Origin of the sequence: Enterococcus sp. S183_ASV_20 (assembly GCF_018919685.1) — a bacterium.
GTDB lineage: Bacteria > Bacillota > Bacilli > Lactobacillales > Enterococcaceae > Enterococcus > Enterococcus faecalis.
This window is the reverse complement of sequence record NZ_JAHLRI010000008.1, coordinates 1-22,414: the sequence shown is the minus strand read 5'-3', so window position 1 is coordinate 22,414 and position 22,414 is coordinate 1. Positions and strand designations below refer to the sequence as shown.

17 protein-coding genes and 1 rRNA gene are annotated in these 22,414 nt (G+C 39.1%); 17 read left to right on the top strand and 1 reads right to left on the bottom strand.

The features are described 5' to 3' along the window. Nucleotide 1: 1 nt before the first annotated feature. The 4 genes from KQI94_RS04510 to KQI94_RS04495 all read left to right on the top strand — a co-directional run bounded on the left by KQI94_RS04510 (nt 2) and on the right by KQI94_RS04495 (nt 4,876). Nucleotides 2-847 (top strand): chorismate mutase, encoded by an 846-nt coding sequence (locus tag KQI94_RS04510; protein ID WP_002363448.1) that lies wholly within the window; start codon nt 2-4, stop codon nt 845-847. Between the two features lie 10 nt (nt 848-857). Further along, a complete protein-coding gene (locus KQI94_RS04505; RefSeq protein WP_002356248.1) occupies nt 858-1,370 on the top strand; it encodes a transcription repressor NadR in 513 nt (170 codons plus the stop codon). A gap of 227 nt (nt 1,371-1,597) precedes the next feature. Continuing rightward, entirely contained in the window at nt 1,598-3,109 is a 1,512-nt protein-coding gene (locus tag KQI94_RS04500; protein ID WP_002368549.1) for a glucosaminidase domain-containing protein, read from the top strand. A gap of 276 nt (nt 3,110-3,385) precedes the next feature. Next, nucleotides 3,386-4,876 carry an aldehyde dehydrogenase family protein gene (locus KQI94_RS04495; RefSeq protein WP_002361555.1) on the top strand — a complete coding sequence of 497 codons (1,491 nt, stop codon included), beginning with the start codon at nt 3,386-3,388 and terminating at the stop codon, nt 4,874-4,876. Between the two features lie 233 nt (nt 4,877-5,109). Here KQI94_RS04495 and KQI94_RS04490 read toward each other — a convergent pair whose 3' ends face one another. Further along, the gene (locus KQI94_RS04490; protein WP_002356251.1) at nt 5,110-6,093 is read right to left on the bottom strand and encodes an L-lactate dehydrogenase; all 984 of its coding nucleotides are present in this window, start codon (nt 6,091-6,093) and stop codon (nt 5,110-5,112) included. Between the two features lie 335 nt (nt 6,094-6,428). Between KQI94_RS04490 and pth the strand changes: the two genes are divergently transcribed. From pth to KQI94_RS04425, 13 genes are all read left to right on the top strand, one after another. Further along, entirely contained in the window at nt 6,429-6,995 is a 567-nt protein-coding gene (gene pth / locus KQI94_RS04485) for an aminoacyl-tRNA hydrolase (RefSeq protein WP_002368547.1), read from the top strand. Between the two features lie 79 nt (nt 6,996-7,074). After that, nucleotides 7,075-10,554 carry a transcription-repair coupling factor gene (mfd, locus tag KQI94_RS04480; RefSeq protein WP_277751191.1) on the top strand — a complete coding sequence of 1,160 codons (3,480 nt, stop codon included), beginning with the start codon at nt 7,075-7,077 and terminating at the stop codon, nt 10,552-10,554. A gap of 15 nt (nt 10,555-10,569) precedes the next feature. After that, nucleotides 10,570-12,159: a polysaccharide biosynthesis protein gene (locus KQI94_RS04475; RefSeq protein ID WP_002368546.1), complete on the top strand. Its 1,590-nt coding sequence runs from the start codon at nt 10,570-10,572 to the stop codon at nt 12,157-12,159. A 14-nt stretch (nt 12,160-12,173) separates the two neighbouring features. Continuing rightward, nucleotides 12,174-12,437: an RNA-binding S4 domain-containing protein gene (locus tag KQI94_RS04470; RefSeq protein WP_002356255.1), complete on the top strand. Its 264-nt coding sequence runs from the start codon at nt 12,174-12,176 to the stop codon at nt 12,435-12,437. A gap of 254 nt (nt 12,438-12,691) precedes the next feature. After that, nucleotides 12,692-13,171: a septum formation initiator family protein gene (locus tag KQI94_RS04465; protein WP_002356257.1), complete on the top strand. Its 480-nt coding sequence runs from the start codon at nt 12,692-12,694 to the stop codon at nt 13,169-13,171. A 44-nt stretch (nt 13,172-13,215) separates the two neighbouring features. Next, nucleotides 13,216-13,695, top strand: coding sequence for a S1 domain-containing RNA-binding protein (locus KQI94_RS04460; RefSeq protein ID WP_002356258.1), 480 nt, complete (start codon nt 13,216-13,218; stop codon nt 13,693-13,695). A gap of 85 nt (nt 13,696-13,780) precedes the next feature. Continuing rightward, a complete protein-coding gene (tilS, locus tag KQI94_RS04455; protein ID WP_002367649.1) occupies nt 13,781-15,169 on the top strand; it encodes a tRNA lysidine(34) synthetase TilS in 1,389 nt (462 codons plus the stop codon). 18 nt (nt 15,170-15,187) lie between these two features. Further along, nucleotides 15,188-15,733: a hypoxanthine phosphoribosyltransferase gene (gene hpt, locus KQI94_RS04450; RefSeq protein WP_002356260.1), complete on the top strand. Its 546-nt coding sequence runs from the start codon at nt 15,188-15,190 to the stop codon at nt 15,731-15,733. Between the two features lie 93 nt (nt 15,734-15,826). Then, entirely contained in the window at nt 15,827-17,983 is a 2,157-nt protein-coding gene (gene ftsH / locus KQI94_RS04445; RefSeq protein WP_002368543.1) for an ATP-dependent zinc metalloprotease FtsH, read from the top strand. A 161-nt stretch (nt 17,984-18,144) separates the two neighbouring features. Continuing rightward, nucleotides 18,145-19,041: an Hsp33 family molecular chaperone HslO gene (hslO, locus tag KQI94_RS04440; protein WP_002368542.1), complete on the top strand. Its 897-nt coding sequence runs from the start codon at nt 18,145-18,147 to the stop codon at nt 19,039-19,041. A gap of 11 nt (nt 19,042-19,052) precedes the next feature. Next, entirely contained in the window at nt 19,053-20,051 is a 999-nt protein-coding gene (gene dusB / locus KQI94_RS04435) for a tRNA dihydrouridine synthase DusB (RefSeq protein WP_002356263.1), read from the top strand. A 93-nt stretch (nt 20,052-20,144) separates the two neighbouring features. Then, a complete protein-coding gene (lysS, locus tag KQI94_RS04430) occupies nt 20,145-21,641 on the top strand; it encodes a lysine--tRNA ligase (protein WP_002359372.1) in 1,497 nt (498 codons plus the stop codon). Between the two features lie 651 nt (nt 21,642-22,292). Further along, a 16S ribosomal RNA gene (locus KQI94_RS04425) occupies nt 22,293-22,414 on the top strand; the annotation flags it as partial.

Sequence of the window (22,414 nt, the reverse complement as noted above, 5' to 3'; positions counted from 1 at the left end):
AATGGAAGAATTTAAATCAGAAAAAGAAAAAATGATCGCAGGTGCACTATATTTTGCCTCAGATCCTGAATTAGTGGCTGATCGCAAAAAAGCCCGTGAACAAATGGCGTTAATTAACCAACAACCAGACACTTATATTCGTCGTCAATTAATAGAAGAAACATTTGGAAAAGTGGGTGTCGGGACGTACATCGAACCGATGATTCAATTTGATTACGGCTACAACATTTCTGTGGGAAAAAATTTCTATGCCAATTTTAATAACGTTTTTTTAGATGTTTGTCCAATCGAAATTGGCGATAACTGTATGTTTGGACCCAATGTGCAACTTTATACAGCCGAGCATCCATTACAAGCGGCCAAGCGTAATAGCGGAATGGAATCAGGGAAACGAATTATCATTGGCAACAATGTTTGGATTGGCGGTGGAGCGATTGTCCTTCCTGGCGTAACATTAGGCGATAATGTAGTGGTGGCAGCAGGTGCTGTTGTGACCAAATCGTTTCCAGAAAACTGTGTGATCGCAGGTAATCCAGCACGGATAATTAAAGAATTGACTGAAGATGACGCCCCAACAACTTCTTTAGAACAACAACGAGCAAAGATTAACCAAATCGATAAGGAACTGGTCCGTTTATTAGAACAGCGGATGGACGTCGTCGCAGAGATTGCTGCAGTGAAAAAGAAAGCAGGTCATGCGGTTTTTGATTCTGAAAGAGAACAACAAGTATTAGAAACTATTCTGAATCATGTTGAAAATGCCGAGTATGAAGAAACATTATCTGAGACTTTCCAGGGAATTATGGACGCCTCTAAACGTTTCCAAGAAAAACATTTAGGAGAGTGAGGCGAAGGTCGTGGATGGAGAAATCAGAAGAAGAGAGATTGTTAAAAGATTAAGAGAGACCGAAAAGCCAATTAGTGCCACTCGTTTTGCAAAAGCTTTTGATGTCAGTAGACAAATTATTGTAGGAGATGTCGCTCTATTACGGGCGACAGGGGTCGAAATTGTCGCAACAGCTCGAGGGTATATGTTGGAACAACCTTTAGAAGGAATTGAACGGAAAATTGCTTGTCAACATACACCTGAACAAACGAGAGAAGAATTGTCAGTCATTGTTGCCAAAGGTGGAGAAGTGGTAGATGTGAGTATTGCACATCCGCTTTATGGGGAATTAATTGGCAGTTTGCGCATTCAATCAGAGAAAGATATTGATAAATTTATGGACAAGTATCAAAAAGAGCATGCTACATTACTATCAGTTTTAACAGGAGGCGTCCATCTGCATACTATTCGCTGTGCAGACGAAGAAACTTTCCAAGAAATCAAAGAGGCACTTCGAAAAAAAAGTATTTTGTTTGAAGGATAACGAGAAAAAGAGAGGACGTTGATGTTTGTTCAAGCCCTTTCTTTTTTTTCTTAGAAAATTACCAAAAAAAGATAGAAGAATTTGTGAATTTTCTTCTATTTTTTTAACTTTTTGCTAGAAATTTTTTATGAAACAGTATACTATTAAAAAAGGAGCCATTTAAACAATAACTATGTCAATTATTATGTTGGTACATAAAAATAAATGGAGAAAAATAAAAAAGGAGAATGAGTATGAAAAAACAATTTGCCCTGTTCTCTACCTTATTACTTTTAGGTTCATCAATGCCAGTAGGCGCATTTGCAGAAGGTAATAACTTGGTAGCTGAAAATAGTTCTGTCGCAGAAACAACCGCAGAAGCAACGACTGCTGAAGACACTGAAACGACAGCGACTAGTGAAACAACAGAAGCGACAGAAGAATCAACAACTGAAACAGAAAGTTCAACCGAATCAAGTGAATCTGCAACCACGGAGTCCACGGAAACGTCAGGAACCGAAACGACAGATTCCACAACTGATTCAACATCCACAAGTACGACAGAATCGACTACTGACTCCACCTCAACGAGTACAACAGAGTCAACCACAGATTCTACGTCAACAAGTACAACTGAATCAAGTACCACGCCGACGACTACACCAAGTTCTTCTAAAGAACAGCCAAAACCTGGCACGAGTACTTCTGAATCAAAACAGCCGGCGAAACCAGTGACACCAACAGCGCCAGCTGAAAAGCCAGTAGAACAACCAGTAGCGTCAACACCGCAGCCCGAAATAGTCCCACCAGTTACAAATGAAACGGTTGGGTTAGTGGAAGACGATGAGACGTTTACGGTCAGCAAAACGAAGAAGACAGAAGAGTTTATTCAAGAAATCGGTGAATCTGCTCGGAAAGTGGCCAAGGACAAAAACTTATATGCTAGTGTGATGATTGCTCAAGCAATTTTAGAAAGTGGTAGCGGCAATAGTAAATTAAGCCAGAAACCAAACTACAATTTGTTTGGTATTAAAGGCGATTACAAAGGTCAATCTGTTTCTTTTATTACCTATGAAGACAATGGTTTCGGTAACCTATACACAGTAGAAGCAAAATTCCGTCAATATCCAACGTATAAAGAATCAATGGAAGATTATGCGAAATTATTGAAAAATGGTTTAGATTCCAATAAAGATTTCTATCATGGTGTCTGGAAAACGGAAGCCAAATCATACAAAGAAGCGACACGTTTCCTAACAGGAAAATATGCAACGGACAAAGATTACCATAAGAAATTAAATGCGTTAATTAAAACATACGATTTAACTTATTATGATAAAGAAAAAGCAACCGTTGAACCAATGGAATCAAATTTCCCAGCCTATAATGGCAAAAACTATGACACCTTTAATAGTTATGCTTGGGGCAACTGTACACAATATGTCTACAACCGTATTACGCAATTAGGTAAACGTGTGGACTTAACAATGGGGAATGGTCAAGATTGGGGCGAAACAGGTCGTGCACGCGGGTACAAAGTAAGTCGTACACCAAAAGCAGGCGCAGCGGTTTCCTTCCCAGCTGGCGTTTTAGGCGCAGACAATACTTATGGTCATGTCGCATTTGTGGAAAAAGTCTTTAAAGATGGTAGCATCTTAATTTCTGAAATGAACGTGAAGGGATTAAACGTTGTTTCGACACGTACAATCTCAGCCGATGAAACACATTTAATGAACTATATCGTTCCAAAAGATAAATAAAAAAATCAGCTCTTTGTCAATAAGAACGAATGAGTTGGAAAAATCAAAGCTAGCACTGAAGAAGCAATTTTAATTCTTCAGTGCTAGCTTTTTTTGTGGCAAAAGTTTTCTCCAATAAAGTTTAATACATTCAGTTATTGCCAGGAGGCTTCAGGTCGGGATGAGTTAGCAACAGTCGCTGAGAGCTATATTTTTTTTAGGTAGAATCATTTACTTTTAGGTTAAAGATGTCTTATAATTGTAAGCGGATACAAAAATAAAAAAAGAGGTGGGTAAATGAGTAAAAAAGAAATAAATCAAGTAGTTGCCAGTAGCTATCAATTGTATATTAATGGAGAGTGGACAACAGGTAGTGGTAACAAAATGATTGCTAGTTACAATCCTAGTAATGGCGAAAAATTAGCAGAATTTGTTGATGCCACAAATGCAGATGTAGATCGAGCTGTAGAAGCAGCTCAAGAAGCGTTTCAGACATGGAAAGATGTTGACGTTGTAACAAGAAGCAATCTTTTGTTGAAAATTGCTGATTTGATTGAAGAAAATCAAGAACATTTGGCTATGGTGGAGACTTTAGATAATGGAAAACCGCTTCGGGAAACGCAATCGATTGATGTCCCTGCCAGTGCAGACCATTTTCGGTATTTTGCTAGTGTGATTCGTGGAGAAGAAGGATCTGTCAAAGAATTTGATAAGGATACGTTATCCATTGTTGTGAAAGAACCCATCGGTGTTGTGGGTCAAATTATTCCGTGGAATTTCCCCTTATTAATGGGCGCTTGGAAATTAGCGCCAGCGTTGGCAGCAGGTAATACGGTTGTGATTCATCCGTCCTCGAGCACATCATTAAGTCTGTTGGAATTGTTTAAGATTTTTGATCAAGTCTTGCCGAAAGGAGTAGTGAATTTAATCACCGGTCGTGGTTCTGATTCAGGAAATTATATGTTGGCACATCCAGGGTTTGATAAGCTAGCTTTTACAGGCTCAACAGAGGTGGGGTACACTGTCGCTAAAGCGGCGGCCGACCGCCTAATTCCAGCCACTTTAGAACTTGGCGGAAAATCAGCCAACATTATTTTTGAAGATGCCAATTGGGAACGTGCATTAGAAGGCGTGCAGTTAGGGATTTTATTCAATCAAGGGCAAGTTTGTTGTGCTGGGTCGCGTGTGTTCGTTCAGTCAGGTATTTATGATCAATTTGTAGAAGCTTTAAAGGAAAAGTTTGAACAAGTGAACGTTGGTTTCCCGTGGGAAAAAGATGTTGAAATGGGCGCTCAGATCAATGAGCATCAATTGGAAGAAATTTTAAAATATGTCGAAATTGGTGTGAAGGAAGGAGCTACGCTGATTACTGGTGGGCAACGTTTAACAGAAAATGGGCTAGACAAGGGGGCGTTTTTAGCACCTACGTTATTAGCGAACGGCACGAATACAATGTGCGTGGCCCAAGAAGAAATCTTTGGTCCTGTTGCAACAGTGATTAAATTTGAAACGGAAGAAGAAGTCATTCGTTTAGCTAATGATTCTGAATATGGTCTAGGTGGTGCCGTCTTTTCTCAAGATATCAATGTGGCATTACGGGTTGCTCGTGGTGTACGGACAGGTCGGATGTGGGTCAACACATACAATCAATTGCCTGCGGGCGCGCCATTTGGCGGTTATAAAAAATCAGGAATTGGTCGAGAAACGCATAAATCAATGCTAGATGCTTATACGCAAATGAAAAATATTTACATTGTGACAAAAGAAGAAGCAGATGGACTGTATTAAGTAGTGTAGTGAATTTTAGATAACAAACTTATTTTTGGCTATTGTTATTTTTCGAGCTAAACAAAACAATAATTTTTTGAAAAAATTGGGTGATGAGTAAAGTAAAACAAATTAAAAGTAAAGCCTGGTACAAAAATCACTTTGGATTTTTGTACCAGGCTTTAAAGCGGAGTAACAATAGTGTTCACTCTTGGTTGTTTTTAATTTTCGAATATTGAATATTATAGAAGGAGTTATTTTGCTTCTTCTGCTTCAAATTTAGCAAAAGCTGTTTCAATAACTTCTTTTAATGCAGAAGCAGAAGCTTCCATTTTTTCTTGTTCAGCATCTGTTAATGGAATTTCAATGACTTGTTTAACTCCTTGGCGGTTGATGATCGCTGGTGCACCGATATAAATATCGTTTTGACCATATTCACCTTCTAAATAAACAGATAATGGTAACACAGAGTTTTCATCGTTTAGGATAGCTTTAGTGATACGCGCTAGTGCAACCGCGATTCCATAGAAAGTAGCTCCTTTTTTCTCGATGATTGTGTAAGCAGCGTCGCGTACGTTGAAGAATAAATTAACCATTGCTTCTTCATCGACGTCAGGATTATTTTTCACCCATTCGTAAATTTGTAAGCCAGCGACATTCGCATGTGACCAAACTGGGAATTCTGTATCTCCGTGTTCACCTAAGATGTAGGCATGGACATTTCGTGCATCAACGTCAACTAATTCGGCAATTGCTTGACGGAAACGAGCAGAATCTAGTGAAGTTCCTGAACCGATTACTCGTTCTTTCGGGAAGCCAGAGAATTTCCAAGTTGAATAAGTCAAAATGTCGACTGGGTTTGCGGCAACTAAGAAGATACCGTTGAAACCAGAATCAACAATTGTTGTAACGATTTCTTTATTAATTTTCAAGTTTTTATGAACTAAGTCTAAACGAGTTTCGCCTGGTTTTTGAGGCGCTCCAGCTGTTAAGACAACTAAGTCTGCATCATGGCAATCGTCATAAGTAGCAGCATAGATTTTTTTAGGAGAAGTAAATGCTAATGCGTGAGATAAGTCCAACGCGTCTCCTTCAGTTTTTGGTACATTAATATCAATAATCCCAACTTCTTGAGCAATATTCTGAGTTACTAAAGCAAAGGCATAGCTAGAACCTACGGCACCGTCCCCGACTAAAATTACTTTTTGGTGATCTTTATTCCCTGCGGCTGCAGTCATGTGTACCATTCCTTCCTCTACATTCTTTTTCGTGAGCAACGAGTTTTTATTTCCTGTTGCTAAAGTGATAGTAACATGGTTTGTAAAAAATGTCACGAACTTTGATTGTAAAAATGATACAGTTTTCAGACCTGTTTCAAAATGGTAGCTCTTACATGTGCGTAATTTCACTATCTTACGCATATTTAAATTTCTAAAAAATTTTTTTACATCTTTCTTAATCTTCAAAGACTGCGAGTTTTTTTATTTCTATGGTATAATGAATAAAACTGGGTAGCGCATACGCTTCCCAGCCATTTTGTGTTGGCAAGCTTATAATCCAAGGAGAATGAAAGATGAAAGTAATCGTAGGACTGGGAAATCCCGGTAGTAAATACAAAGAAACAAAACACAACATTGGCTTTATTACGCTAGATGAAATTGCGTATCGGCAAAATGTTTCGTTTAATAATAGTAATTTTGAAGCAGATATTGCAGAGTTTTTTATAGGGACTGAGAAAGTATTGTTAGTGAAACCATTAACATTTATGAATGAATCAGGTCGCTCTGTTGGTCCGCTGTTGACCTACTTTGGGGCAGATGAGGAAGACTTGATTGTTATTTATGATGACTTAGACTTAGAGGTCGGTAAAATTCGTTTACGGCAAAAAGGTAGTGCTGGCGGCCACAATGGGATAAAAAGTCTGATTGCCCATTTAGGAACAAATGTCTTTCCTAGAATTAAAATTGGCATTGGTCGGCCCTCAAAAAATGATACAGTTATCCACCATGTACTAAGTACTTTTCCCAAAGAAACACACGAAGAGATGTTACTTGCTGTAAAAAAAGCAGCCGATGCCGCTTTATATGCATGTGAAGGACATACGTTTGTTGAAACAATGAATCAATTTAATGGAAAATAGCAGAAAGGAGGGCCCTTGTTTGAATATTATCGAACGAATTAGCCAAACAGAAATTGCTAAATCATGGCGCAGTCAACTAATGACAACAGGAACGCGCCAACTAATTACTGGGTTATCAGGCTCTGCTAAAACATTACTGATGGCAGGCGCTTTACAAAAGACGCATCAAAAAATTGTTATTGCGGTCCCAAACCTATACTATGCCAATCAATTAGTAGATGATTTTTTAAATATTTTACCTTCAGAACAAGTTCATCTATTTCCAGTAGATGAAGTGTTATCCGCCGAAATGGCCTTTTCTTCACCAGAAGCGCGCGCAGATCGAGTGAGTGCGTTAAATTTCCTGATGACAGCGAATGCAGGAATCGTGGTCGTACCAGTAGCTGGACTACGAAAATATTTGCCAACGAAAGAAACGTGGCAAAATGCGCAACTTCATTGGGAAATCGGGACAGAAGTAGAACCTGAAATCCTCGCGCAACGCTTAGTGTTAATGGGCTATGAACGCCAATCAATGGTCGGGAAGCCCGGCGAATTTAGTATTCGCGGAAGCATTGTTGATGTCTATCCTCTAAATGCCGAATACCCTGTTCGGGTGGAACTGTTTGATGTTGAAATCGACTCAATCCGTTATTTTGAAGCGGATACTCAACGCTCATTAGAAAATCTTGAAGAAGTAACGATTTCACCAATGACTGATTTAGTATTCTCAAAGGCAGATATGAATCATGGCATGACGAGGTTACAAGATGCTCTAGAAAAACGTTTAGCGACAGCTAAAGATCAAACGGAGACCGATTTTTTAGAAGAATATTTTGGTCAGTTGCTGTCTTCTTGGGAACAAGGGATTCCTACAGAAAATGCTCACTATTATACAGATTTTCTGTACCAACAAAAAACTACGCTGTTAGATTATTTACCAGAAAATAGTTTGCTTTTTGTGGATGATTATTCTCGTATGATGGAAACGGAGCGAGAAATCGCTAGAGAGGAAGCGGAATGGCAAACCCTGAAAATTGAAGAAATGCGCGTGTTTTCTGAACAAACTTTTGGCGTAGACTTTCATGATCAATTGCGAAAAACCGCACGAAATACGACCTTCTTTTCACTTTTTCAAAAAGGAATGGGGAATCTTCGTTTCCAAGAAGTCCATAATTTCCAATATCGTTCAATGCAACAATTCTTCGGTCAAATGCCGTTGCTAAAAGCGGAAGTGGACCGTTGGCAAAAGCAAAACCAAACGGTCGTTGTTTTTGTTCCTACGAAAGAACGGATTCAAAAAGTCGAAGAGCTATTTCAGGACTTTGACATACCTAGCGTAGTAAGCAATTGGGATCAGTTGTTAGATGGGCATGTCCAAATTGTCCAAGGGGCATTACAAACAGGGTTTGAATTACCTAAAAACAAGCTCGTGGCGATTACGGAAAAAGAAATTTTTCATACAACGACCAAAAAACGGGCACGTCGTCAAACAATCTCTAATGCGGAACGTTTGAAAAGTTATAGCGACTTAAAAACGGGCGATTATGTCGTTCATGCGAATCACGGGATTGGTAAATATATTGGTATGGAAACCTTAGAAGTTGATGGGGTCCATCAAGATTACATGACTATCTTGTACCAAAATGATGACAAGTTATTTATTCCAGTAACACAATTGAACTTGATTCAAAAGTTCGTTGCTTCCGAGTCTAAAACGCCGAAAATTAACAAGCTAGGCGGCAGTGAATGGACGAAAACTAAACGAAAAGTTGCTTCGAAAATTGAAGATATCGCGGATGATTTAATCTTACTTTATGCGACAAGAGAGTCGGAAAAAGGCTATGCTTTTCCGCCAGATGATGCGTATCAAAAAGAATTTGAAGAGGCTTTTCCGTATTCTGAAACAGATGATCAATTACGTAGTGCTGCCGAAATTAAACACGACATGGAAAAATCTCGACCAATGGATCGTTTGTTAGTTGGTGATGTAGGGTTTGGTAAAACTGAAGTGGCTTTACGAGCGGCCTTCAAAGCTGTTAGCAACAATAAACAGGTCGCCTTTTTAGTGCCAACAACTATTTTAGCGCAACAACATTATGAAACGATTCAAGAGCGGTTTGAGGGCTTTCCTGTAGAAATTGGTTTATTAAGTCGTTTCCGCACGAAAAAACAGCAAAATGAAACAATTGAAAAAATTAAACATGGCCAAGTAGATATTGTGATTGGTACCCATCGTTTATTGTCGCAAGATATTAATTTTAGTGATTTAGGCTTGTTGATTATTGATGAGGAACAACGGTTTGGAGTGAAACATAAAGAACGACTAAAACAATTGCGTTCACAAGTGGATGTCTTGACGTTAACAGCAACACCAATCCCAAGGACCCTTCATATGTCGATGTTAGGTGTCCGTGATTTATCCGTCATCGAAACCCCACCAGAGAATCGTTATCCGATCCAAACGTATGTCATGGAAAATAATCCTGGGGCGATTCGGGAAGCGATTGAGCGAGAAATGGCCCGAGATGGTCAAGTCTTTTATTTATACAATCGAGTAGATACGATTGAACGAAAAGTTGAAGAGTTACAAGCACTAGTTCCAGACGCACGAATTGCGTATGCACATGGGCAAATGACAGAAGTACAACTCGAGAATACTTTGTTTGATTTTATTGAAGGACAATATGATATATTAGTCACTACAACGATTATTGAAACAGGAGTAGATATTCCTAATGCTAATACCTTGTTTGTAGAAAATGCGGACTACATGGGCTTATCTACGTTGTATCAATTACGTGGTCGTGTGGGGCGTAGCAATCGAGTGGCCTATGCTTATTTTATGTACGAACAGCAAAAAATCCTAAACGAAGTTAGTGAGAAACGTTTAGAAGCAATTAAAGATTTTACGGAATTAGGTTCTGGGTTCAAAATTGCGATGCGTGACCTTTCCATTCGAGGGGCCGGAAACCTTCTTGGTGCCCAACAACATGGCTTCATTGATTCGGTTGGGTTTGATATGTACTCACAGATGTTATCTGAGGCAGTTGCTCGTAAACAAGGAAAAAATATCCAAGACCAAAAAACGTCTGTTGAAATTGATTTGGGCATTGATGCTTATATTCCAGGAACGTACATTACAGACGAACGACAAAAAATTGAAATTTATAAACGGATTCGTCAATTAGAAAATATGGATATGTACGAAGAATTAGAAGCGGACTTGTTAGACCGCTTTGGAGAGTATCCTGACGAAGTGGCGCATTTATTAACCACTGGCCGTATCAAAATGGATGGCGACCGTGCCTTGTTAGAAAGTATTCGTAAACGCGACCAAAAAGTCAAGTTTGTGTTAAGTAAAATTGGCACAAAAACATACTCTGTGGAGCAGTTGTTTGAAGCGTTATCGGCCACCAGCTTAAAAGCGGATCTAGCAGTTGAGAAAGAACAAATGACTATTTCCTTGAAGTTGCCGAAAGATTGTAAAGAAGCTGTTTGGATTCAAGAAATTGCTGCTTTTACAACCGCATTACGACAAGAAAAATACAAACATTCGCAAGAAACGGATTCCCTTTAAAAGGAGGCCTAGAAGATGGCACAAAAAGAAATGCAGCGAATGATGCAAGGTGCCGTTGTGTTAACCATTGCTTCCTTCATTGCAAAAGTGTTGAGTGCGTTTTATCGCGTTCCTTTTCAGAACTTTGTAGGGGATGAAGGATTTTACGTGTATCAGCAAGTTTATCCAATCTATGGGATTGCGATGACATTAGCATTGTCAGGCTTACCGCAATTTATTTCCAAAATTGTTGCTGAACAACCAGATATTCGGAGTCAAAAACAAGTGTTGCGCCAACTATATCCCTATGTGTTATGGTTAGCGATTGCTTGTTGGGCCTTCTTTTTCTTTGGTAGTCAAGAAATTGCTATTAGTATGGGGGATGCTGCACTCCAACCATTAATGGAAGTTGTTTCCTTTACCTTTTTACTCGTTCCAATTCTTTCCTTCTATCGTGGAAATTTTCAAGGTCATTTGTTGATGGTGCCTAGTGGTATTTCACAGGTGATGGAACAGTTTGTGCGTGTTGGGGTTATTCTAGTAGCTGCGTTGTCCTATCATTACTTTGGTGGCTCCATTTACCAAACGGGGACGGTGGCCATGAGTGGTGCGTTGGCTGGCGGTGTCTTAGCGGTACTTGTCTTATGGTACTACAATCGAAAAATTCTTAGTGGAAGTACGGAATACTTGCATCAATGGAAGATTATGCCTCAAACCACAGGACTATTTAAACGTTTAATGATTGAGGGTGGTTTGGTCTCTTTATATAGTGCTTTTCTGATTCTATTTCAATTAATTGATTCCTTTAAAGTAAAAAATGCCCTCATGCTTTTCGGGCTCTCTGATTTAGCTGCGAAAGTGGACAAAGGGGTCTATGATAGAGGACAACCACTAGTTCAATTAGGGTTGGTAATTGCTTTAGCTTTAAGCTCAACCTTTTTACCAGGTTTGACAAAATATTTTATGAAAAAAGACCGTCAACAATTTTTACAAGTTGCAAAAATCTTTTTGCGTCTTACCACAACCTTGGCATCGGCGGCTTCGATTGGTCTAATGATGTTATTGCCGTACATGAACTTTACACTTTTTAAAGATTATAAAGGCAATGATGTTTTAGGGGTGTATGTTTTATCCATCGCTTTTATGGCCATTATTCAGGCCTACCAAAGTATTGAACAAAGTCGCAATCGTTTTAAAGGTCCTTTAGTGGCAGCTGGTGTGGGCTTATTAGTGAAATTACTGACAACGGGCTTTTTCACCATTCGTTGGGGAACATTAGGTGCTAGTTGGTCTACCATCCTTGGGTTACTAGCGACGTTATTCGTTTTAGTCCGACAATCGGATGCAGCGATTAATTGTTTTGTTCGAGAACGAAGCTTTTTGAAAAAATTGTTGCTTAGTTTAGCAATCATGATGCTGTCATTACTGGTCTATCAAGGAATTATCTCCATCTTGTTCCAAGGTGTGCATCACCGAAGTCAAGCGTTTTTCGTTACAGTTTTAGGTGTTGCAGTGGGTGGTACAGTTTTTATTAGCACCATCATTAAGTTAGAATTATTTACGATACGTGAATGGTTAAGTTTACCGTATGGCGCAAAAATTTTACGGATGAGACAAAAAAAATAAAAGAGGTGAATGTGATGCGGTTAGATAAATTTTTAAAAGTTTCTCGCATTATTAAAAGAAGAACAGTTGCCAAAGAAGTCGCTGATAAAGGTCGGATTCAAATCAACGGAGTCTTAGCCAAATCTTCTAGTACTGTGAAGATTGGTGACCTTGTCAAAATTCAATTTGGGAACAGAATTTTAGAAGTAGAAGTCCTGCAACTAAATGACTCTACGAAAAAAGAAGATGCCACAAAAATGTATGAGATAAAATCAGAAACACGCGTCTCTGAAGAATAAGCAGGTGAGGATGGAGCGCTTGGCAAGTTCATTGAAAAGATGAATATTCCAAGCGCTTCATCCTTTCAGCTTTTTAATGAAACAGACGCGCCGCTTTTGAAAAAAATTAATAAATCAACCGCTGTTATTTCAAAAGCAAAGAATATTTTAGAAAAAAGCTTGATTTTCTTTAACTTCTCTGAAATTAACATTAGACAAGGTTCTTAGATGTTGGTATAATAAAACGGACAATCCAAAGCGAGTGGAGCGAGACGATGGGAAAGAATGAAAAAAACTCGAAGAAAGTTGCGGCATTGGAAAATGACTACACGAAAGAACAGTATGTCGAATTCCAAAAACAACAGAAACAATTGATTTTTAGACGCAGACGCTTGGCAGCGATTTTTCTCGTGGCCTTCATTATTTTTGCCTTTTCTGGCATCCAATTGATGAAAGATTATCATCGCTTAGGTGCTTTCAAACAAGAACGAGCAGATGCAATTGCTGAATCCGTAGCAGTTGATAAGAAGGTCAAGGATCTAAAAAAAGACGTTGCTTTGTTAAAAGATGATGATTATGTGGCAAAATTAGCACGTAGCCGTTTCCTTCTCTCAAAAGAAGGCGAACAGATTTATCCCACACCAGAACAAATGAAAAAAACACAGACTTCTGGAGCGGAAGAAAGCAAGAGCAGTTCAGAAAAAAATAGTCAATCACAGTCTTCAACTGAAACAACTAAGTCTTCAGCTGAATAAACTGCAATTATAATTAGGGAAAAAATAGGAGGAACAATTTTTTTATGTCAATCGAAGTAGGAGCTAAATTGCCAGGAAAAGTGTCAGGGATTACTAACTTTGGTGCATTTATTGATTTAGGAGAAGGAAAAACTGGGTTAGTACACATCAGTGAAGTGTCTAATGGATTCGTTAAAGATATTCATGATGTATTAACAGTAGGTGACGAAGTAACAGTGAAAGTAACCTCAGTTGGTGACGACGGCAAAATTGGCTTATCGATCCGTAAAGCGCAAGAGCCAGCAGAAGGGCAACAACCAAAACGTGAATTTCAACGTCGTGAAAACAATTATGAGAATCGTGACCGTAATCCACGCGCAGGGGGCAAAAAGCCTTTCAATAAACCACAAGCAAATAACAATAACAATAAACAAGATTTTGACTCATTGATGAGCTCTTTCTTGAAAGATAGTGATGACCGTTTATCTTCATTAAAACGTAATACTGAAGGCAAACGTGGCGGACGTGGCGGACGTCGCGGCTAAGCACAAACAAATAGGGGGACTGGGGATAACGAATGGGTTATTTCTCGGTTCCTCTTTTATTCTAAGGAAGAAAGAAGGGCGAACAATGTTTTGGCAGTTTTATAAACGAGGAAAAGAACAAGGATTTTGGCAACCGCATCAAACAATCGTGGTCGCCGTTTCTGGTGGTGTAGACTCCATGGCCCTTTTGACGTTAATGGAACAGGTGGCAGAAAAAGAACAATTACAATTGGTTGTTGCACACGTCAATCATCAATTGCGAGAAGCGTCGGCACAGGAAGCGCAATATCTCGCTACCTATTGTCAGCAGCGAGAGCTAACGTATTATGAAACACGTTGGGAAGACCCTGAAAAGCAACGGAATTTAGAAGCAAAAGCGCGCACATTTCGTTATGAATTTTTTAAAGAAGTCATGGAAATTGAAGGTGCGGCGGTCTTAATGACGGCACATCATCTAGACGATCAAGCGGAAACGATTTTAATGAAGCTGATTCGAGGAACTAATTTTTCCCATTCCGCGGGCATTAAAGAGAGACGTCCTTTTGCGACAGGAGAATTGATTCGTCCGTTACTCATTTATCCAAAAGAAGAATTGTATCAATTTGCACAGCGCCAAGCATTCGTTTATTTTGAGGACGAAACGAACCAAACCAATGAATATTTGAGAAATCGGCTCCGTAATCAGGTTTTGCCGCTATTAAAGCAGGAAAATCCGCAATTCTTAGATCAGATTGCTTCTTTTAGTAATGAACAACGTTTTGCCCAAGAATTTATTCAAGAACAAATTGAGCCTCAATTATCTGAAGCCGTAGAACCAACCAAACAAGGCTGGCGCATTCCTTTGAAGAGATTATTAAAAGAAACGCCTGCGTACCAGCACTTCTTTTTAACCGCGTTTTTCCAAAAAACATTAGTGCCGTTAGGGGTTTCGTTAAACCAACGCCAGATGACACAAATTTTAAAAGTTTTGAATGATGAACGCCAACCGCAAGGCTCGGTTATGTTAGAACAGCAATGGCAGCTAGCTAAAAGTTACGATTGGCTGTGCTTAGAACAAAAACAGGTTGCACTGCGAGAAGAAGTTACACATTTATTAGTACCTGGCGCGGGGATTTATTTATCGGAAACCGAGTGGCTAGGATTAATTGCGACAGACAAACCGTTTCCTCTTCCTGAAGAGATTAATCAATGGACGGGTCAGTTGTTAGCAATCCCGTTGACAACAGCCACACCTTTGACCGTTCGTCATCGCCAAAGTGGTGATCGGATTACATTAAAACCAGGGTTTACGAAAAAATTAAGCAGAGTTTTTATTGATCAAAAAGTGCCAAATGAAGCGAGAGAGAGTGCTTGGGTCATTACGGATGAGCAAGAGGAAATCATTTGGGTACCAAAATTTGCAAATTCCTATTTGAGTATTCCTTTAGAAACTGATAAAATACACTACAGACTCCTTTTTAAGACAAAGGAGTAATGCTGAAAGGAGCGCACTATGATAGAAAAAGATATTGAGAAAGTCCTAATCTCCAAAGAAGAAATTCTTGCGAAGTCTGCAGAGCTTGGCAAGCAACTGACAGAAGAATATCAAGGGAAAAATCCTTTAGTGGTCGGTATTTTAAAAGGTGCAGTACCATTTATGGCTGATTTGACTCGTGAAATCAATACTTATTTAGAATTGGACTTTATGGATGTATCTAGCTACGGCAACGCGACAGTTTCTTCAGGCGAAGTAAAAATTGTCAAAGACTTAGACACAAATGTCGAAGGTAGACATATTTTAATCGTAGAAGATATCATCGATAGTGGTCGTACATTAGCGTATTTAGTAGATTTGTTTAGATACCGTAAAGCTGCATCTGTGAAAATTGTTACCTTATTAGATAAACCAGAAGGCCGTGTAGTAGACATTAAAGCTGACTACGTAGGGTTTGATGTGCCCAATGAGTTTGTGGTCGGTTACGGATTAGACTATGCAGAAACGTACCGCAACTTGCCTTATATTGGCGTTTTAAAACCTGAAGTTTACGAATCAAATTAATATCTATCAAGGAATTAATTGTGTTACAATGTAAAGGTCAGGATTGATAAAAGAATAACATGAATTGTAATGATGAGCATAAGGAGGACAGGCATGAACAAAAAGAATAATGGCATGAAAAATGGTTTATACTACGTCTTAGTAGTACTTGCCATGGTCATGGTTGTCTATTTCATTTTTGGAAATAACGACCAACAATCGCCAGACATCGATTACTCAACCTTCCAACAACAATTGGAAGACGGAAAAGTCAAAGACATGACCATTCAACCAACCAATGGGGTTTACCGGATTGAAGGTCAGTATAAAGAAAAACAAGAAGTGAAAGACACAGGTGGTCTGTCATTGTGGGGCTCAACGCAAGCGTCGTCAAAAGGCTTCACAACAACCGTTTTACCTAGTGATACAACCTTAGCTGGCATTCAAGATGCGGCACAAAATAACAAGGTGAAGCTAGTTGTCAAAGAACAATCAACAAGTGGTGCTTGGTTGTCACTGTTGTTTAGTTTCTTACCATTAGTGATTATTTTCTTCTTCTTCTACATGATGATGAGCCAACAAGGCGGTGGCGGTGGCGGCGGTGGCCGTGTGATGAACTTCGGTAAATCAAAAGCCAAAGAAGCCGATAAAAAAGCTAACCGTGTCCGCTTCTCAGATGTAGCTGGTGCGGAAGAAGAAAAACAAGAATTAGTTGAAGTAGTGGAATTCTTAAAAGATCCACGTCGTTTCGCTGAATTAGGCGCACGGATTCCTGCGGGCGTACTATTAGAAGGACCTCCAGGGACTGGTAAAACGTTACTTGCTAAAGCCGTAGCAGGTGAAGCAGGTGTGCCATTTTACTCAATCTCAGGTTCAGATTTCGTTGAAATGTTTGTCGGGGTCGGTGCTAGCCGTGTCCGGGATTTATTTGAAACAGCGAAGAAAAACGCGCCTGCGATTATCTTTATCGATGAAATCGATGCAGTTGGTCGTCAACGTGGTGCTGGTATGGGTGGCGGACACGACGAACGTGAACAAACCCTTAACCAATTATTAGTTGAGATGGATGGTTTTGATGGCAATGAAGGAGTTATCGTAATTGCTGCAACGAACCGTTCAGACGTGTTAGACCCAGCGTTGTTACGTCCAGGTCGTTTTGACCGCCAAATCTTGGTAGGACGTCCAGATGTCAAAGGTCGTGAAGCGATTTTACGTGTTCATGCGAAAAACAAACCGTTAGCTGATGACGTTGATTTGAAAGTTGTTGCACAACAAACACCAGGTTTTGCTGGTGCTGATTTAGAAAATGTCTTAAACGAAGCAGCCTTAGTTGCCGCTCGTCGTAACAAGAAAAAAATTGATGCTTCTGATGTGGATGAAGCCGAAGACCGCGTAATTGCTGGTCCAGCTAAAAAAGATCGCGTGATTAATAAAAAAGAACGCGAAATGGTGGCTTACCATGAAGCGGGACACACAATCGTTGGTTTAGTCTTAAGCCGTGCCCGTGTTGTCCATAAAGTAACAATTATCCCTCGTGGTCGCGCAGGCGGTTATATGATTGCTTTACCAAAAGAAGATCAATTCTTAATGACTAAAGAAGATATGTTTGAACAAATCGTTGGCTTACTTGGTGGACGTACAGCAGAAGAAATTATCTTTGGCGTTCAATCAACAGGGGCTTCAAATGACTTTGAACAAGCAACAGGGATTGCCCGTAGCATGGTAACTGAATATGGAATGAGCGACAAATTAGGACCTGTTCAATATGAAGGAAACCATCAAGTCTTTGTCGGTCGTGATTATGGTCAAACAAAAGCTTACTCAGAACAAGTGGCGTTTGAAATCGATCAGGAAGTTCGTCGTATCTTAATGGATGCTCATACAAAAGCGCATGAAATTATCGAAGCGCACCGTGAACAACATAAACTAATCGCTGAAAAACTATTAGAATATGAAACATTAGATGCAAAAGCAATCAAATCATTATTTGAAACAGGTAAAATGCCTGAAGGTGCTGACAGCGACTATCCTAGTGAAAAAGAAGCGCAAACATTCGAAGAAGCAAAACGTGCTTTGGAAGAAAAAGAAGCGCAAAAACAAGTTGAAGAAAAACAAGACTTTGAAGAAGCGAAAAAAGAATTACATGATGAAGCAGAAGAAGTCAAAGTAGAAAGCGAACAAACAGAAAAAGAAGTCCAATCTGAAGAGAAAAAAGATTCAGATTCCAATTCTGAATATGATCGCAATAACTACGAAGATCGTTATAAATAACCAATTAGTAGAAGGTGCAGTATTTGTCGAGTTGACGAATACTGCACCTTCTATAATATTAAGATATTCTATAGAAGGAAGATTATTTGGTTGAAAAAACACCTGATTCCTAGTATTATCTGACTAATGGACAAAAAAGCACCAAGAGAAGAGGAAAAAGAATGGAAGATTATTTAGTAAAAGCCCTTTGTTATAAAGGTTCAATACGAGCATATGCCATCAGTGCCACTGAAACTGTTAGCGAAGCGCAAAGAAGACATGATACATGGAGTTCTTCTACTGCAGCGTTAGGACGCACATTGATTGGAGCCCTTTTACTAGGAGCGACTTTAAAAGGTGACGATAAATTAACTGTAAAAGTACAAGGAAATGGCCCAGCTGGCGCTATTATTGTCGATAGTAATGGCCGTGGAGAAACAAAAGGCTACATTAAAAATCCACATGTCAGCTTAAAGTTGAATGCAACAGGTAAAATTGATGTACGTGGTGCTGTCGGTAACGAAGGAATTTTCACAGTCATTAAAGATTTAGGATTAAAAGAAACCTTTTCTGGACAAACACCTATTGTTTCTGGTGAAATCGGTGAAGACTTTACATATTTTATGGCGGTCTCTGAACAAGTTCCTTCAGCTATCGGTTTAGGTGTATTGGTGGACACGGATGAATCTGTGAAAGCAGCCGGTGGTTTTATGATTCAAGTAATGCCAGGTGCCGATGAAAGTGCCATTGATTTTATTGAACAGCGTCTAGCGGAAGTGCCACCAATTTCACAATTACTAGAAAATGGAGAAACACCTGAACAAGTCTTGTATCGCTTATTGGGAGAAGACGAAGTAGAAATTTTAGAAAAAATGCCTGTACAATTTAAATGTGACTGCTCCAAAGAAAAATTTGCGACCGCTTTGATTGCCGTTGGGATCGATGAATTAAATGCGATGATTGATGAAGATCATGGAGCGGAAGCAGTTTGTCAATTCTGTAACAATAAATATCACTATAGTGAAGAAGAATTAATTGAACTTCGCGATGAAGCGATTCGCAATACGAAACAAAAGTAGGAGGAAAGACTATGTGGAAAATTGGAGACGTTGAAATCCCCAACCGTGTTGTCGTAGCTCCGATGGCGGGTATTAGTAACGCCGCTTTTCGTGTGACTGTAAAAGAATTTGGCGCAGGATTAGTCGTTTGTGAAATGATTAGTGATAAAGGAATTAAATTAAGAAACAAAAAAACCTTAGAAATGCTATATATTGATGAGCGAGAATATCCTTTAAGTGTACAAATTTTTGGTGGAGATAAAGAAACATTAGTGGAAGCTGCTAAGTTTGTGGAAGAAAATACGCAAGCGGCGATTATTGATATTAACATGGGCTGCCCTGTCAATAAAATAATTAAAGCTGAAGCTGGTGCGAAATGGTTGCTGGATCCGAATAAAGTGCATGAGATGGTTCACGCAGTCTCTTCGGCAGTTTCTTTGCCTGTTACTGTAAAAATGCGAACAGGCTGGGATGAAGATCATCTATATGCTGTAGACAACGCTTTGGCTGCCGAACAAGCAGGGGCTTCGGCAATTGCTATGCATGGTCGAACACGTGTCCAAATGTACGAAGGGACAGCCAACTGGGACGTTTTAAAGGAAGTGAAAAAGCATTTAACCATTCCTTTTATGGGAAATGGCGATGTCAAAACGCCTGAAGATGCTAAACGCATGTTAGAATATGTTGGAGCGGATGGTGTGATGATTGGTCGAGCTGCTTTGGGCAATCCTTGGATGATTCAACGGACGAAAGAATACTTGGAAACGGGCGAATTGATGCCTGAGCCTTCACCAGCTGAAAAAATTAACATTGCAAAAGTTCATTTACAACGATTAGTGGATTTAAAAGGTGAAAAAATTGCGGTCCGTGAGTTTCGCCAACATGCTTCTTACTATCTAAAAGGAATTTCGCGAGCAGCCAAAGTGAAAGTTGCGATTAACCAAGTTGAAACACAACAAGCAGTTGTCGATTTACTTGATGCCTTTGTAGAGAAGATTTCCAAAGTTGCTGTAACTACTATAGAAGAATAAAAAATTCAAGCCGAAAGTAAAATTCGGCTTGCTTTTTTTCGAATTACTGTGGCATTATTAGGATAGGTTAAAATCAAGAATGGAGGAACAACAGTGGCAGAAGAACAACAAGCGCATTTAGAGGATTTAAATGATCAAATGCTCGTGCGCCGCGAAAAAATGGAAGCTTTACGTGAAGAAGGGATTGATCCTTTCGGTAAACGTTTCGATCGCACTCATAATTCAGCAGAACTTCATGAACAATATGATAATCATACAAAAGAAGAACTTAGTGAAATGAATACAGAAGTCAGCGTTGCTGGACGTATGATGACAAAACGTGGTAAAGGAAAAGCTGGTTTCGCCCATTTGCAAGACCGTGAAGGCCAAATTCAAATTTATGTTCGGAAGGACCAAGTTGGAGATGAAGCCTATGAACTATTTAAACATGCTGACTTAGGCGACTTCTTTGGTGTGACAGGTCAAGTAATGAAAACCAATACGGGGGAAGTTACTGTTAAAGCTCAAACAATTACGTTATTAACTAAAGCTTTGCGTCCGTTGCCAGATAAATACCATGGATTAACGAATGTGGAACAACGCTATCGTCAACGCTATTTGGATTTAATCAGTAACAAAGAAAGTTTTGATCGTTTCATGAAACGCAGTCAAATTATTAGCGAAATCCGTCGTTATCTAGATGGCAATGGCTATGTCGAAGTAGAAACGCCTGTCTTGCATAACGAAGCAGGAGGAGCTGCTGCTCGTCCATTTATCACACACCATAATGCATTAGATATGGACTTATACTTACGCATTGCCCTAGAGTTACATTTAAAACGTTTAATTGTCGGTGGCATGGAAAAAGTATATGAAATTGGTCGTGTCTTCCGTAATGAAGGAATCGATACCACTCATAACCCAGAATTTACAATGCTAGAAGCTTATACTGCTTATACTGATTATCAAGATGTGATGGATTTAACAGAGGGAATTATTCGTAATGCTGCGGAAAAAGTCTTAGGAACTACTGATATCACGTACGATGGTCAAGCTGTTGACTTAGGAAGTCCTTTCAAACGTCTACACATGGTAGATGCGGTCAAAGAACAAACGGGCGTAGATTTTTGGCAAGAGATGACGATAGAAGAAGCCCGTGCGTTGGCTAAAGAACATAATGTTGAAATTACAGATGCCATGACAGTCGGTCATATCATTAATGAATTTTTCGAAACATTTGTAGAAGATACGTTGCAACAACCAACATTTATTTATGGTCACCCAGTAGCTGTTTCACCATTAGCGAAGAAAAATCCAGAAGATGGTCGTTTCACTGACCGCTTTGAACTGTTTATTATCGGAAAAGAGTTTGCTAATGCATTTACAGAATTAAATGATCCAATTGACCAACGTGAACGTTTTGAAGAACAAGAAAAAGAACGGGAACAAGGAAATGATGAAGCACACGGAGTAGATGAAGATTTCATCGAAGCCTTAGAATATGGCTTACCACCAACCGGAGGATTAGGTATTGGGATTGATCGACTAGTTATGTTATTAACCGATGCACAATCAATTCGTGATGTATTATTATTCCCAACAATGAGATAAAAAAAGATGCCTTAAGGGCATCTTTTTTTGTATTCGCAAAAAATTAAATAAAAAAAGAATAGAAAAACAATTGAAACCAATTCTTTTTTTTTTAAAAAATCGAAGATGGGTAATAAAAAGAATGGGTAATCTGATAAAAAAACGAACTTTATCTAATCGGATAAGAAAGAATAATCGGTATTGAAAAAAAGTTTAAAAAAAGTGAAAATAATGATTGACCAATGCTTGAAATCTTGGTATATTATTACATGTCGCAAGGCGAGTCACACAGCTGAACGATTCAGAAATCAATAATTAAATAACAATTCTTGATTTCAAATATCTCGAAAAAAGTTTGAAAAAACAACAAAAAAGTTGTTGACAAATAACAAACGAGATGATAAGATATAGAAGTTGTCACAACAGACAACAACAACCGAGCAAAACAACTTAAAAAACTTTTTTAAAAAAGTTCTTGACATTCAAACGAAAGTTTGTTATGATATAAAAGTTGCTGCGAGGTAACGTAGACCTTTGAAAACTGAACAAAGAATAGACGAACCAAATGTGTAGGGCGTCTTGATTCAATTCAAGACAGCAAACATTTTTAACAAGCAAGCAATATGCTAGCAAACAAATTGAGCTTAACAATCGCAAGATTGTTCTAACTTTTATTATGAGAGTTTGATCCTGGCTCAGGACGAACGCTGGCGGCGTGCCTAATACATGCAAGTCGAACGCTTCTTTCCTCCCGAGTGCTTGCACTCAATTGGAAAGAGGAGTGGCGGACGGGT